Raw genomic sequence first — 21,042 nt, 5'->3', positions numbered from 1 at the left:
ACACACTCCGTAACAGGCTAAATTGCTCGCCTAACGGTATATAGCATAAGACACTGCGTGGACTTTGCCAGGATATCCAGAGTATTCCGATGGTTAGCCCCCCCCTTGTATCAGCGCCCTTTTTGCGCCACGATCGGTTTACTGAACTGAGGAATACCATGAACGCTTTTAACCCCGCGCAGTTTCGCGCGCAATTTCCCGCACTCAACGATGCTGGCGTCTATCTCGACAGCGCTGCTACAGCACTGAAGCCGCAGGCAGTGATTGAGGCCACCCATCAGTTTTATAGCCTGAGCGCCGGGAACGTCCACCGCAGCCAGTTTGCCGAAGCACAGCGCCTGACCGCACGTTATGAAGCCGCGCGGGAAAAAGTCGCAAGCCTGATTAATGCGCCGGATGACAAAACAATCGTCTGGACCCGCGGTACGACGGAAGCGATCAACATGGTTGCCCAAAGCTATGCGCGACCGCGCTTACAACCGGGTGATGAGATTATCGTTAGCGCAGCAGAGCATCATGCCAACCTCGTGCCCTGGCTGATGGTGGCGGAGCAAACGGGGGCGAAGGTCGTCAGGCTGCCGCTTAACGCCCATTTATTGCCAGACGTTGAATGCCTCACGCAACTCATCACTCCACGCAGCCGCATTCTGGCGCTTGGGCAGATGTCGAACGTTACCGGCGGTTGCCCGGATCTGGCCCGCGCCATTACGCTCGCCCATGCGGCTGGAATGGTGGTGATGGTGGATGGTGCCCAGGGGATTGTCCATTTCCCCGCCGACGTACAGCAATTAGACATTGATTTCTATGCGTTCTCGGGCCACAAGGTGTATGGCCCAACCGGCATTGGCGTGCTGTACGGTAAACCGGAACTGCTGGATGCCATGTCTCCCTGGCTCGGTGGCGGTAAAATGATTAGCGAAGTCAGTTTTGACGGTTTCACCACCCAGGCTGCTCCATGGAAGCTGGAGGCCGGTACGCCTAACGTTGCTGGCGTTATCGGACTAAGCGCGGCGCTCGAATGGCTGGCGGACGTTGACGTGGTGCAGGCCGAAAACTGGAGCCGGGGTCTGGCGACGTTGGCAGAAGATGCGCTGGCGAAACGCCCCGGCTTTCGCTCCTTCCGCTGCCAGGACTCCAGTCTGTTAGCCTTTGATTTCGCAGGCGTTCATCACAGCGACATGGTGACGTTGCTGGCCGAATATGGCATTGCACTGCGTGCAGGACAACACTGTGCGCAACCGCTGCTGGCAGAACTGGGCGTGTCCGGGACGCTACGCGCCTCATTTGCACCTTATAATACGCAAAGTGATGTAGATGCGTTGGTCGCAGCCGTTGACCGCGCGCTGGAAATATTGGTGGATTAATGACAAGCCCTCTGTTCGCCGGACACCCGTTTGGCACAACCGTAACGGAAGAGACGTTACGCAATACCTTTACCCCGCTCACCCAGTGGGAAGATAAATATCGCCAGCTGATTCTGCTGGGTAAGCAGTTGCCAGCTCTTCCTGATTCGCTAAAGGCACAGGCCAAAGAGATCGCGGGCTGCGAAAACCGCGTTTGGCTGGGGCATACCCTTCATGAGAATGGTACTTTGCATTTCTTCGGCGACAGCGAAGGTCGCATTGTTCGCGGGCTGTTGGCGGTATTACTCACGGCGGTTGAAGGTAAAACCGCAGCCGAGTTACTGGCGCATTCGCCTATGGCATTATTTGACGAGCTAGGTTTACGCGCGCAGCTCAGCGCCTCGCGTACCCAGGGGCTGCATGCTCTGAACGAGGCGATTCTTGAGGCTGCCCGACAGGTTTGATGGTTGCCGGATGGCGACGCGAACGCGCCTTATCCGGCACAACACACTCAACTCTGGCGCGACGCTTTCGCCATCATCTTCTTCAGCGCGTGTGAGACGGCAACAAAGCCAAAGGTGGCGGTCACCATAGTGGCCGCGCCAAAACCGGATGCGCAATCCATGCGCTTCGGCCCTTCCGCCGTCGCCTTCATCGCACATACCGAGCCATCTGCCTGCGGGTAAACCAGCGCTTCGGTCGAGAACACACAGTCCACGCCCAGCTTGCCTTTGCTGTTTTTCACCACGCCAAAATCGCTTTTCAGTCGCTCGCGTAGCTTGGCTGCCAGCGGATCCTGGATAGTTTTTGCCAAATCAACGACCTGTATCTGCGTCGGGTCGATCTGCCCTCCCGCACCACCGGTGGTCACCAGCGGAATTTTGTTACGCCGACACCAGGCGATCAGTGCCGCTTTTGGGCGCACGCTATCAATAGCATCAATGACATACGAATAACCCGCACTCATATACTCAGCAACATTATCCGGCGTGACAAAATCATCGACCACGTTCACCCGGCACTCCGGGTTAATCTGACGGATACGTTCAGCCATCACTTCAGCTTTTGCCAGGCCGACGTTATCGCGCAGAGCATGGATCTGGCGGTTAGTATTGGTGACGCACACATCATCCATATCGATGAGCGTGATGGCACCAATACCGGTACGCGCCAGCGCTTCCGCCGCCCACGACCCTACCCCGCCAATCCCGACCACGCAAACGTGCGATTGGGCAAACAACTGCAGCGCATTTTCGCCATACAGACGCGCCGTACCGCCAAAACGCTGGCGCCAGGCATCACTGATAACCACAGACATAACACCTCAAATTCATTAATATCGAGCGCCATCCGGCTATTAACCGCTGAACACGTTACCCGTACCCGGCGCTGTTTTCAGTACCCAGACGCGACCGTAGTGATTATACCACCCCGCACGGTGTCCGGCGTCAGCACCAATGCCCTGATAGATATCGAAGTGTTGCCCTTTAATAGCGCCACCCACATCTAACGCCACCATCAGGCGCAGTTCGTACTGGCCGGTAAACTTGCCGTTATTGTCCAGTAACGGGACTTCCGCCAGCAATGTTGTGCCCGCCGGAATGATACTGCGGTCAGAAGCCACAGACGCGCGGCCAATCAACGGTACCGCGCTGGCCCCTTTGACCGGTGCAAAAGATTGCGGTTTAAAGAAGACAAACGATGGGTTCTGCTCCAACAGCTCACGCACTTCGGCTTCGCTGTGCGTTTCACCCCAATGGCGAATAGCCTGCATCGACATATCTTCTTTTTTCACTTCGCCACGATCGATAAGCACCTTACCGATGCTGCGATAGGCGTGGCCGTTTTTCCCGGAATAGCTAAAGAAGTTAAGCGGACTGCCATCGCCAAAATCGATGTAACCACTGCCCTGCACATCCATAATGAAGTTATCCATCAGGGAGTTGCTGTATGCCAGAATGTAGTTGTCGCTCAGCGCACCCGCGTAAATCTCGGCACGGCTTGGTAAGCGCCCACGTTTTGGCGGCATGCGATAGATAGGATACTGAAACTCGCCCTGGCGCGTATGGCGCGCCTGAATAACCGGCGTGTAGTAACCGGTAAACTGGACGTTACCGTAGTTGTCCGCCCCTTCCATTTGCCAGGCATCAATACCAAACTGGCGCATACTGCGCGTATCACCGCCTGCACGTAACCACTGCTGGATAGCGTTGTAAACGTTGCTCTGGTTGCCGTACAAACGTGGCGAAGCGCTGCGAATTTGATTAACCTGCTCGGCGAAATCACCGGCATTGATTGGTGCGCCAACCGCATCAGGCTGGTTCACCAGTGAGAAAGGCTGGGTAAATTTCCCGTCTTTATACTGCTGCCCACGATCGGTGGGTTTTGAGGAACACGCGGCGAGCATCGCGACGACTGCTCCCGCCAGAAGATATTTTGCCCAACGTCCTTTCATTGTTCTCGTCTTATGTTGCCTGAATGCGAGACGAAGATAACAAACCCCCGAACCTAATGAAATGCGTATACATACCCGAACGCAAATTTTGAGCAAAAAACAATCCAGAATGCGTTGTTTTTGTTCATTTTCACCTTAAAAACGTGATCAAGGTGAAAAAAGGGTTGCATGAAAATGCGAGCAGAGTATAGTGCGCATCCACGGACGCGGGGTGGAGCAGCTTGGTAGCTCGTCGGGCTCATAACCCGAAGGTCGTCAGTTCAAATCTGGCCCCCGCAACCAATTAAAATTTGATGAAATAAAAGCAGTACGGTGACGCGGGGTGGAGCAGCCTGGTAGCTCGTCGGGCTCATAACCCGAAGGTCGTCGGTTCAAATCCGGCCCCCGCAACCAATCAAATTTGATAAAATATAAAGCAGTACGGTGACGCGGGGTGGAGCAGCCTGGTAGCTCGTCGGGCTCATAACCCGAAGGTCGTCGGTTCAAATCCGGCCCCCGCAACCAACATTATAAACACCCTAAAGGGTGTTTTTTTGTATCTGCGGTCCATAAAAAAAGCGCTTTTCAGCGCTTTTTTGTTATCCCCTTCTCGCCAGCGTCGCACCATCGGCAAAGTAGGCTTTGATCCCCGCCAGAATCGACTCTGCAACTTCCTGCTGGAAGGTCGCAGTTTTGAGCTTGCGCTCTTCCTCAACGTTACTGATAAATGCGGTTTCCACCAGAATAGACGGAATATCCGGCGCTTTTAGTACCGCAAACCCGGCTTGTTCAACCTGGTTCTTATGCAGATTGTTAACTTTACCGAGCTTATTCAATACCGCTTTACCAAACTTCAGGCTGTCGGCGATGGTCAGCGATTGCACCATATCGAACATGGTATGGTCGACGTAGCGATCGCCGCTCTTGCTGACGCCGCCAATCAAATCCGAGGCGTTCTGAGTTTGCGCCAGATATTTCGCGGCGGTGCTGGTCGCCCCTTTAGTCGAGAGCGCAAATACCGACGAACCTCTGGGCTGTCGACTGGTGAATGCATCAGCATGGATAGAGACAAACAGGTCTGCACGCTGCTTCTGCGCTTTCGCCACGCGGACTTTAAGCGGAATGAAGATATCTTCATTTCGCGTCATAAAGACCTTCATGTTGCCCTCTTTCTCTATGAGGGCTCGCAGGCGTCGGGCAATCTGCAGCACCACATCTTTTTCACGCGTCTTGTATTTCCCCACCGCACCGGAGTCCTCTCCGCCATGCCCTGGGTCGAGCATAATGACAATGGGACGATCGCGCCCCGCTTTACCCGGCTGCGGGCCACTTTGCGCAGGCGGCACCTGTTTGTCCAGATCGCCCTTGTTGTATTCTTCCAGCAACGCCAGCAGCGGATCCTGAACATCCTGGGCATTCGCAGGATAGAGATCCATCACCAGACGTTCTTTAAAGCCCGCCACCGGAGCCAGCGCAAAAAGTTGCGGCTTCACATTCTGTTTCAGCTCGAACACCATCCGCACGGTCTGTGGGTCAAACTGCCCGACACGCGCCGATTTAATATACGGATCGTCAGGACGGATCTGCGCACCCATGCCCTTGAGCACCGAGTTCAAATTAACGCCTTCAATATCCACAACCACACGCTCAGGATTACTCAGGGCAAACTGTTTGTATTTCAGCAGACGGTTAGATTCTACCGTGACGCGGGTGTAGCTGGACGCTGGCCAGACACGTACGGCAACGACCTGACTCATGGCAGCCAGACCAACCTGGCTGACGCTCAAAAGCCACATAGCACCCGCACCTTTCAGTAAACGGCGGCGACTGATTGCTGAATTGGATCCCGACATGCTTCTCCCGAGCAAAAAGAAATCTTTATTGAGGTAATACGTAAAACGTCTGAATTGACCGGAAACTTTAGCGAATGACGCATAATCTGTCATCTATAAAAGGGTAAACATTCTTTTTATATTCACGGCATTACTGAGAAAAATCTTCGGCATGGGTAAAAATTACGCTTGCGCACAGCGTCAAAACAGAATAAAAATACACAAATTACGAATAATCATGCAATGAGGGTGTGCCGTGGTGAAGGAGCGTAGAACCGAACTGGTACAGGGATTCCGCCATTCTGTTCCCTATATCAATACCCATCGGGGAAAGACGTTTGTCATTATGCTGGGCGGCGAAGCCATCGAGCATGAAAACTTTTCCAGTATCGTCAATGACATTGGCCTTCTTCATAGCCTCGGCATCCGCCTTGTCGTGGTCTATGGCGCACGACCGCAGATTGATGCCAATCTTGCGGCGCATCATCATGAACCGGTGTACCACAAGAATACGCGCGTTACCGACGCTAAAACCCTGGAGCTGGTCAAACAGGCGGCAGGGTTACTTCAGCTTGATATTACCGCCCGCCTGTCAATGAGCCTGAATAATACGCCATTGCAGGGGGCGCACATCAATGTGGTCAGCGGTAATTTTATTATCTCCCAGCCGCTGGGCGTTGATGACGGCGTGGATTACTGCCATAGCGGACGTATTCGTCGTATTGATGAAGATGCCATTCACCGTCAGTTAGACAGTGGCGCGATTGTGCTGATGGGTCCGGTCGCCGTTTCCGTCACCGGTGAGAGCTTTAACCTGACTTCAGAAGAGGTCGCCACGCAGTTGGCTATCAAACTGAAGGCAGAGAAAATGATCGGCTTTTGCTCCTCTCAGGGCGTCACCAACGATGATGGCGATATTATTTCCGAGCTGTTTCCTAACGAAGCCCAGGCGCGCGTTGAGTTGCAGGAAGAGAAAGGCGATTACAGCTCCGGCACAGTGCGCTTCCTGCGTGGGGCAGTGAAAGCCTGTCGCAGTGGGGTACGGCGCTGCCATCTGATCAGCTATCAGGAAGATGGCGCATTGCTGCAGGAACTGTTCTCCCGTGACGGGATCGGTACGCAGATCGTAATGGAAAGCGCCGAGCAGATCCGCCGCGCTACCATTAACGATATCGGCGGGATTCTGGAGCTGATCCGCCCGCTGGAGCAGCAAGGCATTCTGGTACGTCGCTCCCGCGAACAACTGGAAATGGAGATCGACAAATTCACGATTATTCAGCGCGATAACCTGACCATCGCCTGCGCCGCTCTGTACCCTTTCCCGGAGGAGAGAATTGGCGAAATGGCGTGCGTGGCGGTGCATCCGGACTACCGTAGCTCATCGCGCGGGGAAGTATTGCTGGAGCGGATCGCCGCGCAGGCCCGGCAAATGGGACTGAGCAAACTGTTCGTGCTGACCACGCGCAGCATTCACTGGTTCCAGGAACGTGGTTTCACGCCGGTAGATATCGACCTGCTGCCGGAAAGCAAGAAAGAGATGTACAACTATCAGCGGCGGTCAAAGGTGCTGATGGCGGATTTGGGGTAGTGGTCGTTGCCGGATGCGGTATAAATGCCTTATCCGGCAACGAATTTTATTGATTAAACAACGCCGCCAATCCGCTGCGACGTTCGGTGCGGGTGGCAATGGCGTTACTTAATATCCGCTCATCGGCATACAGTGACAGACGCCGGCGCGCGCGGGTGACGGCGGTATAGACCAGCTCGCGGGTAACCACGGGTGAATGCTGGCTGGGTAAAATCAACGCCGCATGGTCAAACTCAGATCCCTGCGATTTGTGCACGGTCATCGCCCAGGTGGTTTCATGTTCAGGTAAGCGACTGGGCTGGACTGATTTGATAGAACCGTCCGGCAGCGCAAACCACACCCTCAGGCCCTGTCCACGATCGAGGGCAATGCCGATATCACCGTTAAATAATCCCAGCGAACTGTCATTGCGCGCGATCATCACCGGCCTTCCCTCATACCAGCGGCTATGCGTTGAACGATGAATTTTACGTTTTTGCGCCATCACTTGCTCAAGGCGTTCATTCAAACCACCCACGCCAAACGGACCTTCACGCAGGGCGCACAACAGCTGAAACTCATTGAAGGCCTGAATGACAGCTTCCGGCTCAGCGCCCTCACGCAGTAAATCCAGATAGTGCCCATAACCCGCCAGCGCCTCATCCAGCATCGCGGCGTAATCTTCGCTGCTATGTAGCGTGCGTTTTTCGATGTCGCTAAACCCCTGCTGGAAGACCGTTTTGAGCGCGGCTTTGTCACCACGATTAATCGCAGCAGCCAACTGACCGATTCCGGAATCACTACCGAAACGGTAACTCTTTTGCAGAAGACACAAACTGTCGCGCAAAGCGGCGGCCTGAGTTCCCGGACCTGCCGGAATAGCGCTTCCGGTCAGACGACTGAGCTGGCGGGCGCGTTCCGGGGTAAACCCGTTACCGACGAAAGCACAGATATCCCCCAGCACCGCCCCCGCTTCGACGGAAGCGAGCTGGTCACGATCGCCAAGAAAAATCACCCGCCCGTGCGGCGGCAGCGCATCGATAAGGCGCGACATCATCGGCAAATCAATCATCGAGGCTTCATCCACCACCAGCACATCCAGATGCAGCGGGTTTCCCGCATGATGGCGCAGGCGCTGACTGCCTGGCTGAGCGCCTAATAATCGATGCAACGTACTGGCGTCATCGGGAATGCGTTTCTTTTGCTCTTCGGTTAACGGCAGTTCTCGTAGCGCTGCGCCCAGCGAGGCAGTCAGGCGCGCTGCCGCCTTTCCAGTAGGAGCCGCCAGACGAATACGGCAGCGTTCTCCCTCCGCCATCTGAATCAACGCCGCCAAAAGCCTCGCCACTGTTGTCGTTTTTCCGGTCCCCGGCCCGCCGGAGATCACCGATATACGACGGGTCAACGCCACCGCAGCGGCCACTTTTTGCCAGTTAACACCTTCCGCTGGTGGAAACAACGCCGCCAGCGTGTGGGTAAGCCGTTGTTCATCCACCTCAATGGCATGGTTAACTTCACTGAAAAAGCGAGCCACCGCCCGTTCGTTATGCCACATCCGGTTCAGATACAAGCGATCGCCGTGCAGCACCAGCGGCGTGGGTTGCTCACCACGGCTTACCGCCCCGGAGGCCAGCAGACATTCCGTCCAGTCTTCTGGCTCCCCCACTTCAGCGAGCCAGGCGCTTAAAAGGGGATGGGCATCCTCGCTCAGGGATAACCGCGAAAGTGGTAAGCAGACGTGCCCTTCTCCTGCTTCACGACTGAGCAACGCCGCCGCCAGCGCAACGGCAGGGTTGTCATTTCCGGCAACCGCCAGCGCAAACTGGGCATCCAGAGGCCGGAGCTGTTTTTGCTCCACAGCTTCCAGTAATCGTTTCTGGATTGTCATGACATCTCCTCCAGTGGCGCACCGACAAACATCTCGTCCATCAAGGTGATTAACTCCCCGTCAGGTCGGGTCGCGTAAATTCCCTGTTGCGGATTTTCACTGTCAATGCCACGCAAGAAGAGATAGATAACGCCGCCAAAATGGCATTCATAATCGTAATCAGCAATGCGATGGCGCAAGTAGCGATGCAGCGCCAGGGTATAAAGTTGATACTGCAGGTCGTAGCGATGCGCCTGCATGGCAGAGGCCATCGCCTGCTGCGTATACGCTGAGCTGTCTTCCCCCAGCCAGTTCGATTTGTAATCGAGAAGGTAATAACGCCCCTGGTGGCGGAAAACCAGGTCAATAAATCCTTTCAGCATGCCGCGTACCTGCATAAATTCCAACGCAGGGCACCCCGCGGAGAGCGGATCGTATTGGCGAATTAACGCATCAAGTTGGCTGGCCATCAGCGGCTGCGAAATCGGCAGGTAAAACTCCATCTCCACCTGTTTTTCACGCGCGGAAAGATGGCTCAAACTCACGCCCGTCTCGTTGAGAGGCGCCTGCAAAATGGCATCCAGCCATTCGGTCAAAACCGGCGTCCAGTGCGCGTCATAACCGCCCAACGCCAGTTTTTCCTCGACCCAACTCGGATCTACCGATTGAGTAAAGTCGAGATCTTCAAACAGGCTATGCAAGAATGTACCTGGCGAAGCGCCGCGCGGGAACTGATGCGGTGTTAGCCCTGACTCTTCAATAACCTCACCAACGCCTGCGGCATCAATATCCAGTCGCGGGATCAGATCCTGCGCGATTCCATGCCCACGCTGTTGCAGACCGGAATAACTGGTCACGCGCCAGCTATCGCCGGGCGTACGCTGCAGTATTTTCGCACTCAGTTCGCAGATAACAGTCTGCGCAACTTGCCAGCGTTCACCGTCAGGCTGTGCAGGCGTCTGGCAGGCAATATCATCACTGCACAACGCTTCAATCGCACTACGCAGACCCGCGGCATCCATCGGCTCACCTTTTTGCAACAGGCGACCAAGGGCGCTGTGATGCACATCGGTATCCCCTTTTTTATCGCCCCGACGTCGCACCAACGGCGCAACGCCAAGGCTGCAGTGCCATACCGAACGGGTTAGCGCGACATAGAGCAAACGCAGGTCTTCCGCCAGACGCTCCGCTTCAGCCAGCTCAACGCTCTCCTCGGCATCGCTGAGATCCAGCACGGCTTCAAAAGAGCTGCGATCGTGGTAGAAAGCCTGATCCTGGACGCGGAAATTCGTGATAAACGGCAACCAGACCAGCGGATACTCCAGCCCTTTAGATTTATGGATAGTGACGATTTTGACCAGATGCTTGTCGCTTTCCAGCCTGAGCTGCTGGCTGGACGCGTTGCTGTCGGGTTCAAGAATATGCTGGGACAGCCAGCGCACCAGCGCATGCTCGCTTTCCAGCTGCGAGCCCGCTTCCTGCAACAGTTCGCTGATATGTAAAATATCGGTCAGGCGGCGTTCGCCCCCCGCCGTCGCCAGCAGGTTTTCCGCAATCTGGCGGGTTGTCATCAGCGCGCGCAGCATCGGCATCACGCCGCGTTTATGCCAGATCTGACGATAGCCATCAAACTCTTCGACCACCGCATCCCAGGCATTTTCGTCGTTATTTAAGGCTTCAAGATCCTGCGCATTCAGCCCCATCATTGAGGTCGCCAGCGCGCTACGCAGCGTGTTCTCACGTTCCGGCGTCATCACCGCCTGCAGCACCCACAGCAACTCCCGCGCTTCCAGCGTTTCAAATACGCTGTCACGGTTGGAAAGGTAGACGGAGGGAATTGCCAGCTGCGTCAGCGCATCACGGACCAGTGCCGCCTCCAGGCGGCTACGAACCAGTACGCTGATGTCCGATGCACGTACCGGACTGGATGTTTTACCACTGACCAGTTGCGCAGCGCCTGACTGCCCGGCCTTAAGCCAGTCGCGAATTTGCGTGGCGCACACCTGGGCCATGTAGTTCTGATAATCGCCTACGCCGCAGCTTTCCCCTTCCATCAGCCACATGCTCATGGCTGGCTGTGTCTCACCATGTAAAACAAACCGAAACGACTGGTTTTTTTCTGCAAATTTTACCGGGCTAAAGGGGATTTCGCGGAACATAAAGGCGTCATCCATCTGGCTGAAAAGCGTATTTACGCTATTGACCATGCCGGGGGCCGAACGCCAGTTGGTATCGAGCGTATAGTGTGCGCTGACCTCGCTGCGCGCCTTCATATAGGTGAAGATATCCGCGCCGCGAAACGCGTAAATCGCCTGTTTTGGGTCGCCAATCAGCAGCAGTGCGGTATCCGGCTGATGCTGCCAGATCCGGCGAAAAATACGGTACTGCTGCGGATCGGTATCCTGAAATTCATCGATCATCGCGACCGGAAAACGGGTACGGATAGCCGTCGCCAGGGCATCGCCGCTTTCACTGCGCAACGCCGCATCCAGACGGCTGAGCATATCGTCAAAGCCTAGCTCACCGCGGCGTCGTTTCTCCTCGGCAACCGCCGAACGGATCTCCGCCAGCGCCCGGGTGATCACCAGATCGCGGAGAGTTAACGGTTCGCTAAGCAGTTCATCAATAGCGACAAACAGCGGGTGCTGAGGGGTTATTCCGCCCGCTTTAGTGCGCTCTTCCAGAAAACGCTGTGAGAATTTCTCCAGCGCGTCAGGAAGCTGATAACTTTGGGTTTGTTCTTGCGCCCATGCGCTGATCTTTTCGATCCACTTGCCCTGGTTACCACGATTAAATTTACGCCGGTCAATCCCGGAGGCTTCCAGCAGGCCATCCAGCTCATCAACGGATTCACGCCATTGCTGCTTGATCTGGTTAATGCGCGTGAGAATTTGTTCGTGCCGGGAAGCCAGCGTTTCGTCATCAGACGGCGGAGCCTTGATGACCGGCGCTTCCCCCTGCAGATAGCGATCGATGTCTCTCAGCAGAGCCTGCGGTCCTTTCCACGTTTCAAAAATCACCTGCGCAATGTCGCGGGGTAGCGGATAGCAGTGCCGACGCCAGAAGTCCGCACAGGCCTGATAGCGCAGCAGCGATTCATCTTCTATCAGTTGCTGTTCGAACAGCATGCCTGATTCAAAGGCGTTGAGACTGAGCATACGCTGACAAAAGCCGTGGATGGTAAACACCGCCGCTTCATCCATCTGTCTTTCAGCCAATAGCAGCCAGTGAGCGGCCTGTTTTTTATCGGCGATTTCATCTAACAAACGGGCATATAGCGGGTTGTCGGTCTTTTCACGCAGGCAGGCAATTCGCAGTTCATGAATGTTGCTACGAATTCGACCGCGCAACTCTTCGGTGGCTGCCTCGGTGAAGGTGACCACGAGCAGTTCTTCAACGGTCAGAGGACGAGGAAAGGCGGCAGAGCCGCCCAGTCCAAGCAGTAAACGTAAATACAGGGCGGCGATGGTAAAGGTTTTACCGGTGCCCGCAGAGGCTTCAATCAGGCGCTCGCCCGTCAGGGGCAAGCGCAGTGGATCAAGGGACTCAGCGGCATCATTCATTCTTATCACTCATCAGGGGTAAGGTTTGCTGCAACGCGCTGACTGTCTGCCACACTTTCCAGCCTTCCGGGTGCACATATTCTGCTTTCCCGTTCTGACTGCCGGAAACCTGTGACAGTATCGCCATGCCTTGCGGCTCAACCACCGCCTGATGGAAGAAGTCGGCAAGTTTTTGCGGCGTCAGCAGTTTAATCTGAGCCACTATTTTATCACGTGAATCGAAGCGCATATTGCCGCGATCAAAATCTTTGCTTAACTGTGAGGCTTCTTCCCCCAGCGTTTGCGGCGCCTGCAGCATTTGCGCAATAATCGCCTGCTGAATTTGCGCAAACTCTTCAGGTTTCATCGCCCGCAGCTTCGCTTCCGCCGTCGGGAAGAACGCTTTATAACGCTCCCAAAGGTAAGACGGCTGCTTATCATTGCTTTGCAGCAGGAACCCCATTCCCCACTGACGGCCAATACTCATTGGGAAAGCAAATACAGCGTAGCCTAACTGCTCTTCAGTACGCAGTTGATTGTAGAACCACGGCTGAACAATCTGCCCTAACATGGCGCTGTAGGCTGAACTAGCGTATTCATCGTATCCGGTTGGCACAAATACCGCCGCCAGCGCGGAGTCCGTGCTACTGCCTGCTTTTTCAAAGATGACGGACTGCTTCTTGTCCACAACCACATCTTTATTGCGACACCACTGTGACCCGTTAGCGCCAAGCTGTTGTTGGATATCCCGCGCCATGGTCGTCGCCTGAGCGGCGCTCATATTACCAATTACCAGGAATTCAGGCCGCGCACCGGTTTTTAAGGCGTCGCGGTACGCCATCACCTCTTTCAGGGTGATGGAAGGCAGTAGCTTACGGCGCTCATCGCGTGAGAAGTACGGCACCTGAGAAAGCATTTGCACTGGCATAATTGCCTGATCGTAGGCTTTACCCTTCTCTGCAGAATCCATCATCTGGGCATACCAGGATTTCGCCTGTTCCAGCTGTTCATCCGTTGAGGTGTAGCTGAAATAGCCGCTCAGCAGCGCCTGAAAAAGCTGCGGCAGACGTTGGGTATAGCCGTTGGCGTTAAGCATCAACCCATTGTTAGCGTTGGTAGAGAAACCAATTCCACCTACCGACGCCTGGTTGCTTAACTGATCGAGCGCAATCCCCGCCAGGTAATCGTTAAGTGCGAATAATACCTGGTTGCGAGCGCTGTCCATGGCCTTCGGGTTACGCAGGATCACGCTGACGTCAGCCTTCGGCTCACTGGCAAAATACTGGCTCGGCGCATACACCACGCGTAGATCCGGCTCATCAACGATCAGTTCCGGGTGCGCGTATTTTTTATCCGTTTTAATCAGCGTGAAATCATCCGGAATGTAGGGGTTCAACTCCGGTAACGACAGCGCAATGCCCTGCGCTTTTTGCTGCCAGTCGGCAAAGGTTTTGTCGCTGATTTTATCCACCTGGTAAGGCGCATCGACAAAATAAGCGGTTTTATTATGCGGTTCTTTCGCACTGATATACCAGATACGCGCATTCTGTGGCGTCATCATTGCCAGGCGTTGCTCAACGGCTTTCACATCGTACTGGTCGGCAATATTCACCGCATCCAGCGTATGTTCGACAGGAACGCGGATCATGGTATCAGCCAGCCATTCCACGTAGTCCATATCACGGGTGATGGAGGGATAACGGAAATCGAGATCCAGTACGTGCGCCAGTTCGTCAAAATAGCGTTTATCGACGCCTTTATCGCGTAACAGATTGAGATAACTGAAAATTGCCGCAACAACTTCATCGCGATTCGCCAGCCCTTTGTCGGTTAACGTCGCGGAAATGGCTAACACGCCGCTGTTCCCATTGACCACCGGATCGGAATCCGCACGAATACCTTCAACCAGTCCCTGCTTTTGCAGCCAGTCAGACAACGTGCCAGGGCTACGATTACCAATCAGATAGGTCACCAGCTCATCGGTTTTACTGCGGAACTGCGCGCTGTTGTTATCGATACGAAACTCGACGCGCAGTACTTTACGCGGCATTGCCGGAACATAGTGGATGATGACGCCCTTTTGCGCGTCGGTGACTACCGGTACGGTAATTTCAGGCTTTACGATATTTCTGTTCGGTACGCGTCCAAAGGTGTCAGCAGCTATCCGCGCCAGCTCTGGCAGCGGCTTATTGCTATAAATCACCGCCTTCATCAGGTTCGCGGAGTAGTACTTTTCATGAAATTTTTGTAATGCCTGCACCACCGGGTTTCCCGGTTTATCGCTTAATGTCTCGAGATTTCCGCCGGAGAAACGCGAGCCAGGGTGCGCCGGGTTGATGGTCTCAGCACTCACCTGCGCCATACGCATCCCGTCTCGGGTACGCGCCAGCGTCAGCTCGGAGTTAACCGCGTTACGCTCACGATCGGCATATTTTTTATCCAGCAACGGATCGGCAATAGCGTCCGCCAGGCGATCCACCGCCCCCACCAACGCGTCGTTTTCGACTTCAAGATAGAAGGCCGTACGGTAAGGCGCGGTGCTGGCATTGTGGCTGCCGCCGTGCATTTTCAGGAATTCAGCCAGACTGTCCGGCTGTGGGTATTTTTTCGAGCCCATCAGACACATGTGTTCGAGATAATGCGCCAGCCCCTGATGCTCGTCCGGATCTTCCAGCGAGCCCACGGGAACCACCAGTGCAGAAAGGGATTTCACGGCCTGAGGATCGGATACCAGCAACACGACCATGCCGTTATCAAGGCGCACGGCCTGATACTGGCGGGTGTCTTTATCGCTTTTACGGATGGTTTCAGCTAAAGGCTGCCAACCGGTATCTGCCTGACTTACGGGAACCCAAAGGGCGACGAACAACAGTAATGCGCTGAACCAGGTGCTGCGGGGCATTCACAAACCTCATCATTAACGTATTCACCTGTTCACAGCAAAGCACGCATAAATACGTGGTCTGAACAGGGCAAGACTATGTGCTGAACGAGCCAGCATCCTCTCTTTGTAAGAATCAGTCCGTGACAGAATGCGCATCATAGTGGAAGCCATCGAACTGCGCAATTTTTATACAATCATCATGACTGATTAAAGCGAAAAATCGGTAACAGGTAGCGCTGAGACTGTAAAACAATGGTCTCCAGCGTAGCCGCATCCAGCTGACGCCAAAGACGCTGATACCAGATATCATCACCTTCACCCCGTACCATCATGTTGCCTTCATAGGCCTGCAGAAACTTACTGCGCGCTTTTTGCAACGTTGCATCGTCATCTAACATGGCATCATTTACGGCGTCATAACAGGTTTTTATCCAGGCGCCGCCGCTTTCGGGCAATACCAGCAATGGTGACGACATGCCTTCCCGATACCCGTCAATGAGCTGCGACAGGTACAGCAGCGCCTGCTCTGCATCCAGTGGCGGAAAACGCCATTCCCCGTCTTTACGCAGGAACAACCGGCTCTCTCCCGTACCGCCACTGGCACAATAGACAAGATGTTCCAGCCAAAGTTGCACCCCCTGCGCAATGCTTATTAAAGATGGGCGCCAGCGCAACAAACCGTCCTCTTGCACCTGTGGCAGCCAACCGGTGATTTGCACGCCGTTACAGTTAAGATCGATTTCCATACTCTGACAGGGCTGACGACAGGCGATAATGCGTTCAGCCAGCGACTGCATCTCCTGACGCTGCGTATCCCACAGAATTTCGCCAAATGGCCCATAGGGAAGCGTGCCCGCCGCACGAAAACGGCGAAACAGTTGTTCAGCATCCTTCTCTTCAACCAGCGTGTTAAGCAATTGCTGATTAAGCTGATAGCGGGTTAATCCTTCAAGAGTGAACGGTTCCGTTTCCGGGATCTCACTTTCTTCAGAGCGGAAGTTGACCCTCAGCCGCATCTGGAAAAAAGCCCTTACCGGATGAGCCCAAAATCGCTGCAGCGTTTCCAGCGTCAGCGTTTCAGGCATCTCAAAGGGAAGCGTCTGGACAAAATCCGTGTGCGCTTTTCCTGACAGGCTCGCCGCAGGCAGCCATTCCCGGGCATAGCTTTGCTGTTCGCCCGGCAGATAGTTTTGTGCATCAAAGGGCATACGGGTATGCAAACGAGTAATGTGTGCTTTTACCCGGGCCTCGCTTTGATCGCAGGTCAACGATTCATCGCCCGGCAGATAGTGGCTTTGCCCGATGTAGTCCATCAGTTCCTGCACCAGTACCGACGGGAAGCGCTCGCTGTTGTCCTGAATGGAGCGGCCAATGTAGCTGATGTAGAGCGTTTGCTGTGCTGAAATCAATGCTTCAAGAAACAGGTAGCGGTCATCATCGCGACGGCTGCGATCGCCCCTCATCGGTTTTTGACTCATCAAATCAAAGCCCAACGGTGCAAGCTGACGCGGATAAACGCCATCGTTCATACCCAGCAGGCACACCACCTTGAAAGGAATAGAGCGCATCGGCATCAGCGTACAAATGTTAACTGGCCCCGCCAGGAAGCGCTGGCTAATGCGCTCCTGGTCAAGACGCTGGGCCAGCTCATCACGCAATAGAGAAAGCGGTATGGCATCACCATACTCAGCCCCCAGACCTTCAGTGATAATGGCCTGCCACTGCTGTTCAATCAGCGTCATCGCCGCTTCGGTATCTGCATCCGGCAGGAAGAAATCATTAAGCATGTCCCGACAAACGGGCAGCCACTCTTCCAGCGGCCGTTCCTGCGCTAACCCTCTACGCCAGAGATTGAGCTGCATCAGCAACGAGGCCAGATGCCCTACCAGCTCGGCAATCAAACCGTTGGACTCATCGTATGGCAATACCGATTGCCACTCGCCCTGCGCGCTTTCCATCGCGTAGCCGAGCAGCATGCGCGTTAAACCAAATTGCCAGGTATGCTGACCTGTAGGCGGAAGTTCCAGTTCACGCACGTTATCGTCGTCAATTCCCCAGCGAATCCCGGATTCATTGACCCATAACCGAAGATAGCGCAGCCCTTCTTCATCGATATTGAAACGCGCCGCCAGCACGGGCACATCCAGTAATGCCAGCACATCCTCTGAGACAAAACGGCTATCCGGCAGCGACAGCAGGCTAATAAAGGCCTGTAAGACAGGATGAGACTGGCGCGCCCGACGGTCGGAAATCGCATAAGGTAAGTAACGCTCAGCTGGTGCGCTGCCAAAGACCGACTGAATAAACGGGCTGTAGCTGTCGATATCCGCCACCATCACAATAATATCGCGCGGCGTCAGCGTGGGATCCGCTTCCAGCATTGCCAGCAGGCGGTCATGAAGAATTTCTACCTCGCGCTGTGGGCTATGACAAACATGGAAAGTCACGCTGGTGTCGTTCAGCTCAAGCCGTCGTTTATTATCGCTACGCGAATACTCTTCCAGCGTAACACCCGCCACGGCATGGCTTTCAAGTTCCAGAATATCCGATTGAATATTATGCAAAAGATTGTCAGGCGTAATATCGACAAACGCATCCAGTTCCTGACTATTTTCCAGTTCTGAAAGCAAATAAATGTAATCGCGCCCCAGTTTGCCCCACGAGGCCAGCATCGGGTTGCCCACATCCTGTTCACCATCGCTGTTAAACAATCCTTCGGCTTTCTGACTATCGCGAAACAGCGGCAGATGGCGTTCTTCAAAGCTGTGCCGACGCTGACGCGCCATCAGCTTCGCCAGCCAGGCGGGATCTTTTATATCTCCCCAGTAGTAGCGGCAAGGGTTGGTAAACAGCAGATGAATATCAATGTGCTTGCCCAGCGCCTGCAATGCCTGCAAATAAACCGGCGGCAGCGCTGAAATGCCGCAAATAAAGACGCGAGAAGGCAGTCCCTGCGGGCACTCGGACGCACTTTCCAGAGTCTGAATAAATCGTTGGTATAAATTGGCGCGATGCCAGCGCGGCTGGCCCAATTCCTCGGTGTGTTCCACCAGCGCTTTCCACAACGGCGCCTGCCAGGCCTGAGATTCGCCGAGTCCCTCAACCAGTCGCCCGGCTTCCCACTGGGTCAACCACTCAGGGCGATAGACTAAATACTGGTCGAAGAGGTCAGCCGCGCGCGAGGAAAGCTGAAACAGCTTACGTTTATCGGTGTCGTCCGTCAGATAGTGGCGCAGCAATGCGAAGTCATCGCCATCCAACAATTGCGGCAACAGCGTCATCAACTTCCAGCTCATGCTCTGTTTGCTGAACGCGCTCTCTTTCGGGATATCCGGCAGCACGCGCACAAACATATCCCAGATAAAACTCGCGGGCAGCGGAAAATCGATGTTGGCGGCAATACTAAACTTCTGTGCAAGGGTCATTTGTAGCCACTGCGCCATACCGGTACTTTGAACCAGGATCATCTCAGGTTCAAAGGGGTCGTCCAGCCGCTCGCGCTCAACGATAAATTCCATTAACGCTTCCAGCACATCCAGACGATTGGAGTGGTAGACCCTTAACATAGCGACTCCTGACTACTGACGATTCGGGCAATGCAGACGCGTCATCTGACCCTGCCTGCCCAAGGGTGAAGAAATTTTAACGTTGATGCTGACACATCCCGCGCTCATTGTCTGCATTCGGCTAACCTGCCAGTTCAAAGGCGATGAAAACTGATACAGCTGGGTTTGCTGCCAGGCGTGACGCCAGAGTTGCTGATACTGGTTTCTGATGATAAAGCTGTTCATCAGCGCCCGCTGGTATCCTGACAGCGCGGTCACAATCATGATCATCAACACCATTGCCAGCATCACTTCCGGCAGGCTAAAGCCACGCTGTCTGTTCAGGGGATCTGACATAGTGCCTGCTCCTTTAGCGGACAAAAATCGCTCCAGCCATGCGCCGAATATTCGATATTGTCATCAATAATCGCCCCCTGCCGCCATAACGATACCCCTTCATAATGGACTATAAGCAGCACGAAATTATTAGTAAGCAGTCGCAGGCAAACCGCGGCATCCTGCGTGGTATAACGCCGACACTGTGCGGCGAGTTGTAAGCGCCAGGGCTGCATACGCCCCCATTCCATCGCAGATTGCACCACCGCCTGGCGCTGCAGAGCCTGACTTTGCGTGACCACTCGCGAAGCAAAACGGGACTCCTGCCTGCTAACGCCTTGCAGCAGAAGGCTACCGAGCACCAGCAGTAACAGGACCATCGCTAAAGATGAAACGCCCCGCTCACGGTTCACAGGTTGAATCCTGTCACGCTGTAGACTGCTTCAATAACCTTTTGTGGTTCGACATTGTTCACTCCGCGCAAACGCAGCGTAAGGAGCGGGGAATATCCGCTGATATTCAGACGTTCAACCTGAAATGCCTCAATCTGTATCGTGGCTGGATCGGACATTTTCTCCCACCCTTTTCCATTGCAGTCCGTTACTCCCCGCAGGGTCTCCAGTACCTTGTCCTGTAAACGAAATCCAATCGTATCGGCCTCTTTCGCGGGACTGCTCTCCCAAATGCCGTTGCTATTGGCATCCCAGCGCGCAATGACACAGTCGCCCTTAGCCGATATCTCCAGCCCTTCTCCGACACAGTTTCCGCGGCAATACCCTGCCCGCTGAAGATGCTTCGCCACGGTGTATACCCGCTGCCATATTTCATCTTCAAGCGCTAACTGGCGCGTGTTGCGCAGGATCTCTCGCTGCAGCGCGGGTAAAAATCGCGCTGAGCTAAGCAATAAAACGCTGCTAATCGCCATAGCAATCAGCACCTCCAGGAGTGAAAAGCCCCGTTCATTTACTGACATAACCTGGCCTCATCTTTCTCGCAAAGCCTGATTCGCCCCCAGCCAGACACCACCACGCGCCATTCCCCTGTCGTATTTTTCAGGCGAATATGTCCAGCCCATGCCGTATTGCGCAGACCAAAAAAGGCCAGTGAAGGCGTTATCTCTGCCATTTCGACATCGTCCCAGGGCGGTGTAAAAACCAAGGGCGAAACGGGTAGACACGTGGTTTGCACAGCAGCAGAGCTGACAAAACACCAGGATGTGCCATCCCGAATCACGCTGATGACGTGATCGCGGTTACGCCAGTTAGCATCTTCACGCAGTTGCAGCAGGTAATCTCGCACCTGAATGGCGGTTTGCCATAGCCGCTGTTGCTGCTGCCAGCGCTGCCAACCATACAGCCCCGAGGCGCCAAGCGCCGCGACGATCAGCATCGCAATCAGGGTTTCGAGAAGCGTGTAGCCGTGTTGTTTTTTCATGTCGCCAGTATGGCGTGAGGAAAATGAATAACGAGCGGGAAATTCGGTTTCTACGGCGAGCTACGAGGAATATTTGTCGCGTTGCAGGTCGTTGCAATATTTCAGGAACCCACGCCGAAGAACGCGATTTGAGACAAATAAATATCCTCCGGCATAGCCGGAGGGATGCACCTATAAGGCTCTGTTACCAGCCGCGCCCTAACAGGCGCATACGATCTGACATTTGCATCAGACTTCGTTACTTACGGCCCGTAAACG

14 protein-coding genes and 3 tRNA genes are annotated in these 21,042 nt (G+C 54.5%); 6 read left to right on the top strand and 11 right to left on the bottom strand.

Translation table 11 applies throughout. The annotated features are described in order from the left end of the window. The first annotated feature begins 158 nt into the window (after positions 1-158). Together csdA and csdE are read left to right on the top strand one after the other, a co-directional pair. The gene (csdA, locus tag ABIE10_RS19860) at positions 159-1,364 is read left to right on the top strand and encodes a cysteine desulfurase CsdA (RefSeq protein ID WP_429156813.1); all 1,206 of its coding nucleotides are present in this window, start codon (positions 159-161) and stop codon (positions 1,362-1,364) included. After that, positions 1,364-1,807 carry a cysteine desulfurase sulfur acceptor subunit CsdE gene (gene csdE, locus ABIE10_RS19855; protein WP_016154263.1) on the top strand — a complete coding sequence of 148 codons (444 nt, stop codon included), beginning with the start codon at positions 1,364-1,366 and terminating at the stop codon, positions 1,805-1,807. Before csdA ends, csdE begins: the two co-directional genes overlap by 1 nt. Before the next feature lie 47 nt (positions 1,808-1,854). Here csdE and tcdA read toward each other — a convergent pair whose 3' ends face one another. Together tcdA and mltA are read right to left on the bottom strand one after the other, a co-directional pair. Then, a complete protein-coding gene (gene tcdA, locus ABIE10_RS19850) occupies positions 1,855-2,661 on the bottom strand; it encodes a tRNA cyclic N6-threonylcarbamoyladenosine(37) synthase TcdA (protein WP_103766717.1) in 807 nt (268 codons plus the stop codon). A gap of 39 nt (positions 2,662-2,700) precedes the next feature. Then, positions 2,701-3,798: a murein transglycosylase A gene (gene mltA / locus ABIE10_RS19845; protein WP_019077597.1), complete on the bottom strand. Its 1,098-nt coding sequence runs from the start codon at positions 3,796-3,798 to the stop codon at positions 2,701-2,703. Positions 3,799-4,003: 205 nt separating this feature from the next. On the opposite strand from mltA, the gene ABIE10_RS19840 reads away from it, so the two are divergent. The 3 genes from ABIE10_RS19840 to ABIE10_RS19830 all read left to right on the top strand — a co-directional run bounded on the left by ABIE10_RS19840 (position 4,004) and on the right by ABIE10_RS19830 (position 4,302). Next, positions 4,004-4,080 (top strand) — tRNA-Met (locus ABIE10_RS19840). Between the two features lie 34 nt (positions 4,081-4,114). Further along, a tRNA-Met gene (locus tag ABIE10_RS19835) sits at positions 4,115-4,191 on the top strand. A 34-nt stretch (positions 4,192-4,225) separates the two neighbouring features. Next, positions 4,226-4,302, top strand: a tRNA-Met gene (locus ABIE10_RS19830). Between the two features lie 74 nt (positions 4,303-4,376). Here the strand turns inward: ABIE10_RS19830 and amiC are convergent. After that, positions 4,377-5,630, bottom strand: coding sequence for an N-acetylmuramoyl-L-alanine amidase AmiC (gene amiC / locus ABIE10_RS19825; protein WP_016154266.1), 1,254 nt, complete (start codon positions 5,628-5,630; stop codon positions 4,377-4,379). A 235-nt stretch (positions 5,631-5,865) separates the two neighbouring features. Here amiC and argA point away from each other — a divergent pair, with 235 nt between their 5' ends. Next, on the top strand, positions 5,866-7,197 hold the full coding sequence (gene argA, locus ABIE10_RS19820; RefSeq protein WP_008785703.1) for an amino-acid N-acetyltransferase: 1,332 nt from the start codon (positions 5,866-5,868) through the stop codon (positions 7,195-7,197). A gap of 46 nt (positions 7,198-7,243) precedes the next feature. Here the strand turns inward: argA and recD are convergent, their stop codons facing one another. The 8 genes from recD to ABIE10_RS19780 form a co-directional block, all read right to left on the bottom strand. Next, the gene (recD, locus tag ABIE10_RS19815) at positions 7,244-9,064 is read right to left on the bottom strand and encodes an exodeoxyribonuclease V subunit alpha (RefSeq protein WP_429156807.1); all 1,821 of its coding nucleotides are present in this window, start codon (positions 9,062-9,064) and stop codon (positions 7,244-7,246) included. After that, complete coding sequence (gene recB, locus ABIE10_RS19810) at positions 9,061-12,606, bottom strand: exodeoxyribonuclease V subunit beta (protein WP_429156805.1); 3,546 nt, start codon at positions 12,604-12,606, stop codon at positions 9,061-9,063. Before recB ends, recD begins: the two co-directional genes overlap by 4 nt. Beyond that, positions 12,599-15,487 carry a pitrilysin gene (gene ptrA, locus ABIE10_RS19805; RefSeq protein WP_049282203.1) on the bottom strand — a complete coding sequence of 963 codons (2,889 nt, stop codon included), beginning with the start codon at positions 15,485-15,487 and terminating at the stop codon, positions 12,599-12,601. The genes recB and ptrA overlap by 8 nt, the downstream gene beginning before the upstream one ends. Before the next feature lie 179 nt (positions 15,488-15,666). Then, the gene (gene recC / locus ABIE10_RS19800; protein ID WP_259688475.1) at positions 15,667-19,035 is read right to left on the bottom strand and encodes an exodeoxyribonuclease V subunit gamma; all 3,369 of its coding nucleotides are present in this window, start codon (positions 19,033-19,035) and stop codon (positions 15,667-15,669) included. A gap of 12 nt (positions 19,036-19,047) precedes the next feature. Then, a complete protein-coding gene (locus ABIE10_RS19795) occupies positions 19,048-19,371 on the bottom strand; it encodes a prepilin-type N-terminal cleavage/methylation domain-containing protein (protein WP_141875602.1) in 324 nt (107 codons plus the stop codon). After that, on the bottom strand, positions 19,356-19,763 hold the full coding sequence (locus tag ABIE10_RS19790; RefSeq protein WP_047499364.1) for a DUF2509 family protein: 408 nt from the start codon (positions 19,761-19,763) through the stop codon (positions 19,356-19,358). The genes ABIE10_RS19795 and ABIE10_RS19790 overlap by 16 nt, the downstream gene beginning before the upstream one ends. Then, positions 19,760-20,323, bottom strand: coding sequence for a prepilin peptidase-dependent protein (locus tag ABIE10_RS19785; protein ID WP_047359084.1), 564 nt, complete (start codon positions 20,321-20,323; stop codon positions 19,760-19,762). Before ABIE10_RS19785 ends, ABIE10_RS19790 begins: the two co-directional genes overlap by 4 nt. Next, complete coding sequence (locus ABIE10_RS19780) at positions 20,314-20,784, bottom strand: prepilin peptidase-dependent protein (protein ID WP_016157377.1); 471 nt, start codon at positions 20,782-20,784, stop codon at positions 20,314-20,316. The genes ABIE10_RS19785 and ABIE10_RS19780 overlap by 10 nt, the downstream gene beginning before the upstream one ends. Positions 20,785-21,042 lie beyond the last annotated feature (258 nt).

This window comes from Citrobacter sp. 506 (assembly GCF_050434985.1).
GTDB classification, from domain to species: Bacteria; Pseudomonadota; Gammaproteobacteria; order Enterobacterales; family Enterobacteriaceae; genus Citrobacter; species Citrobacter braakii.
This window is presented reverse-complemented; position numbering and strand designations above follow the sequence as displayed.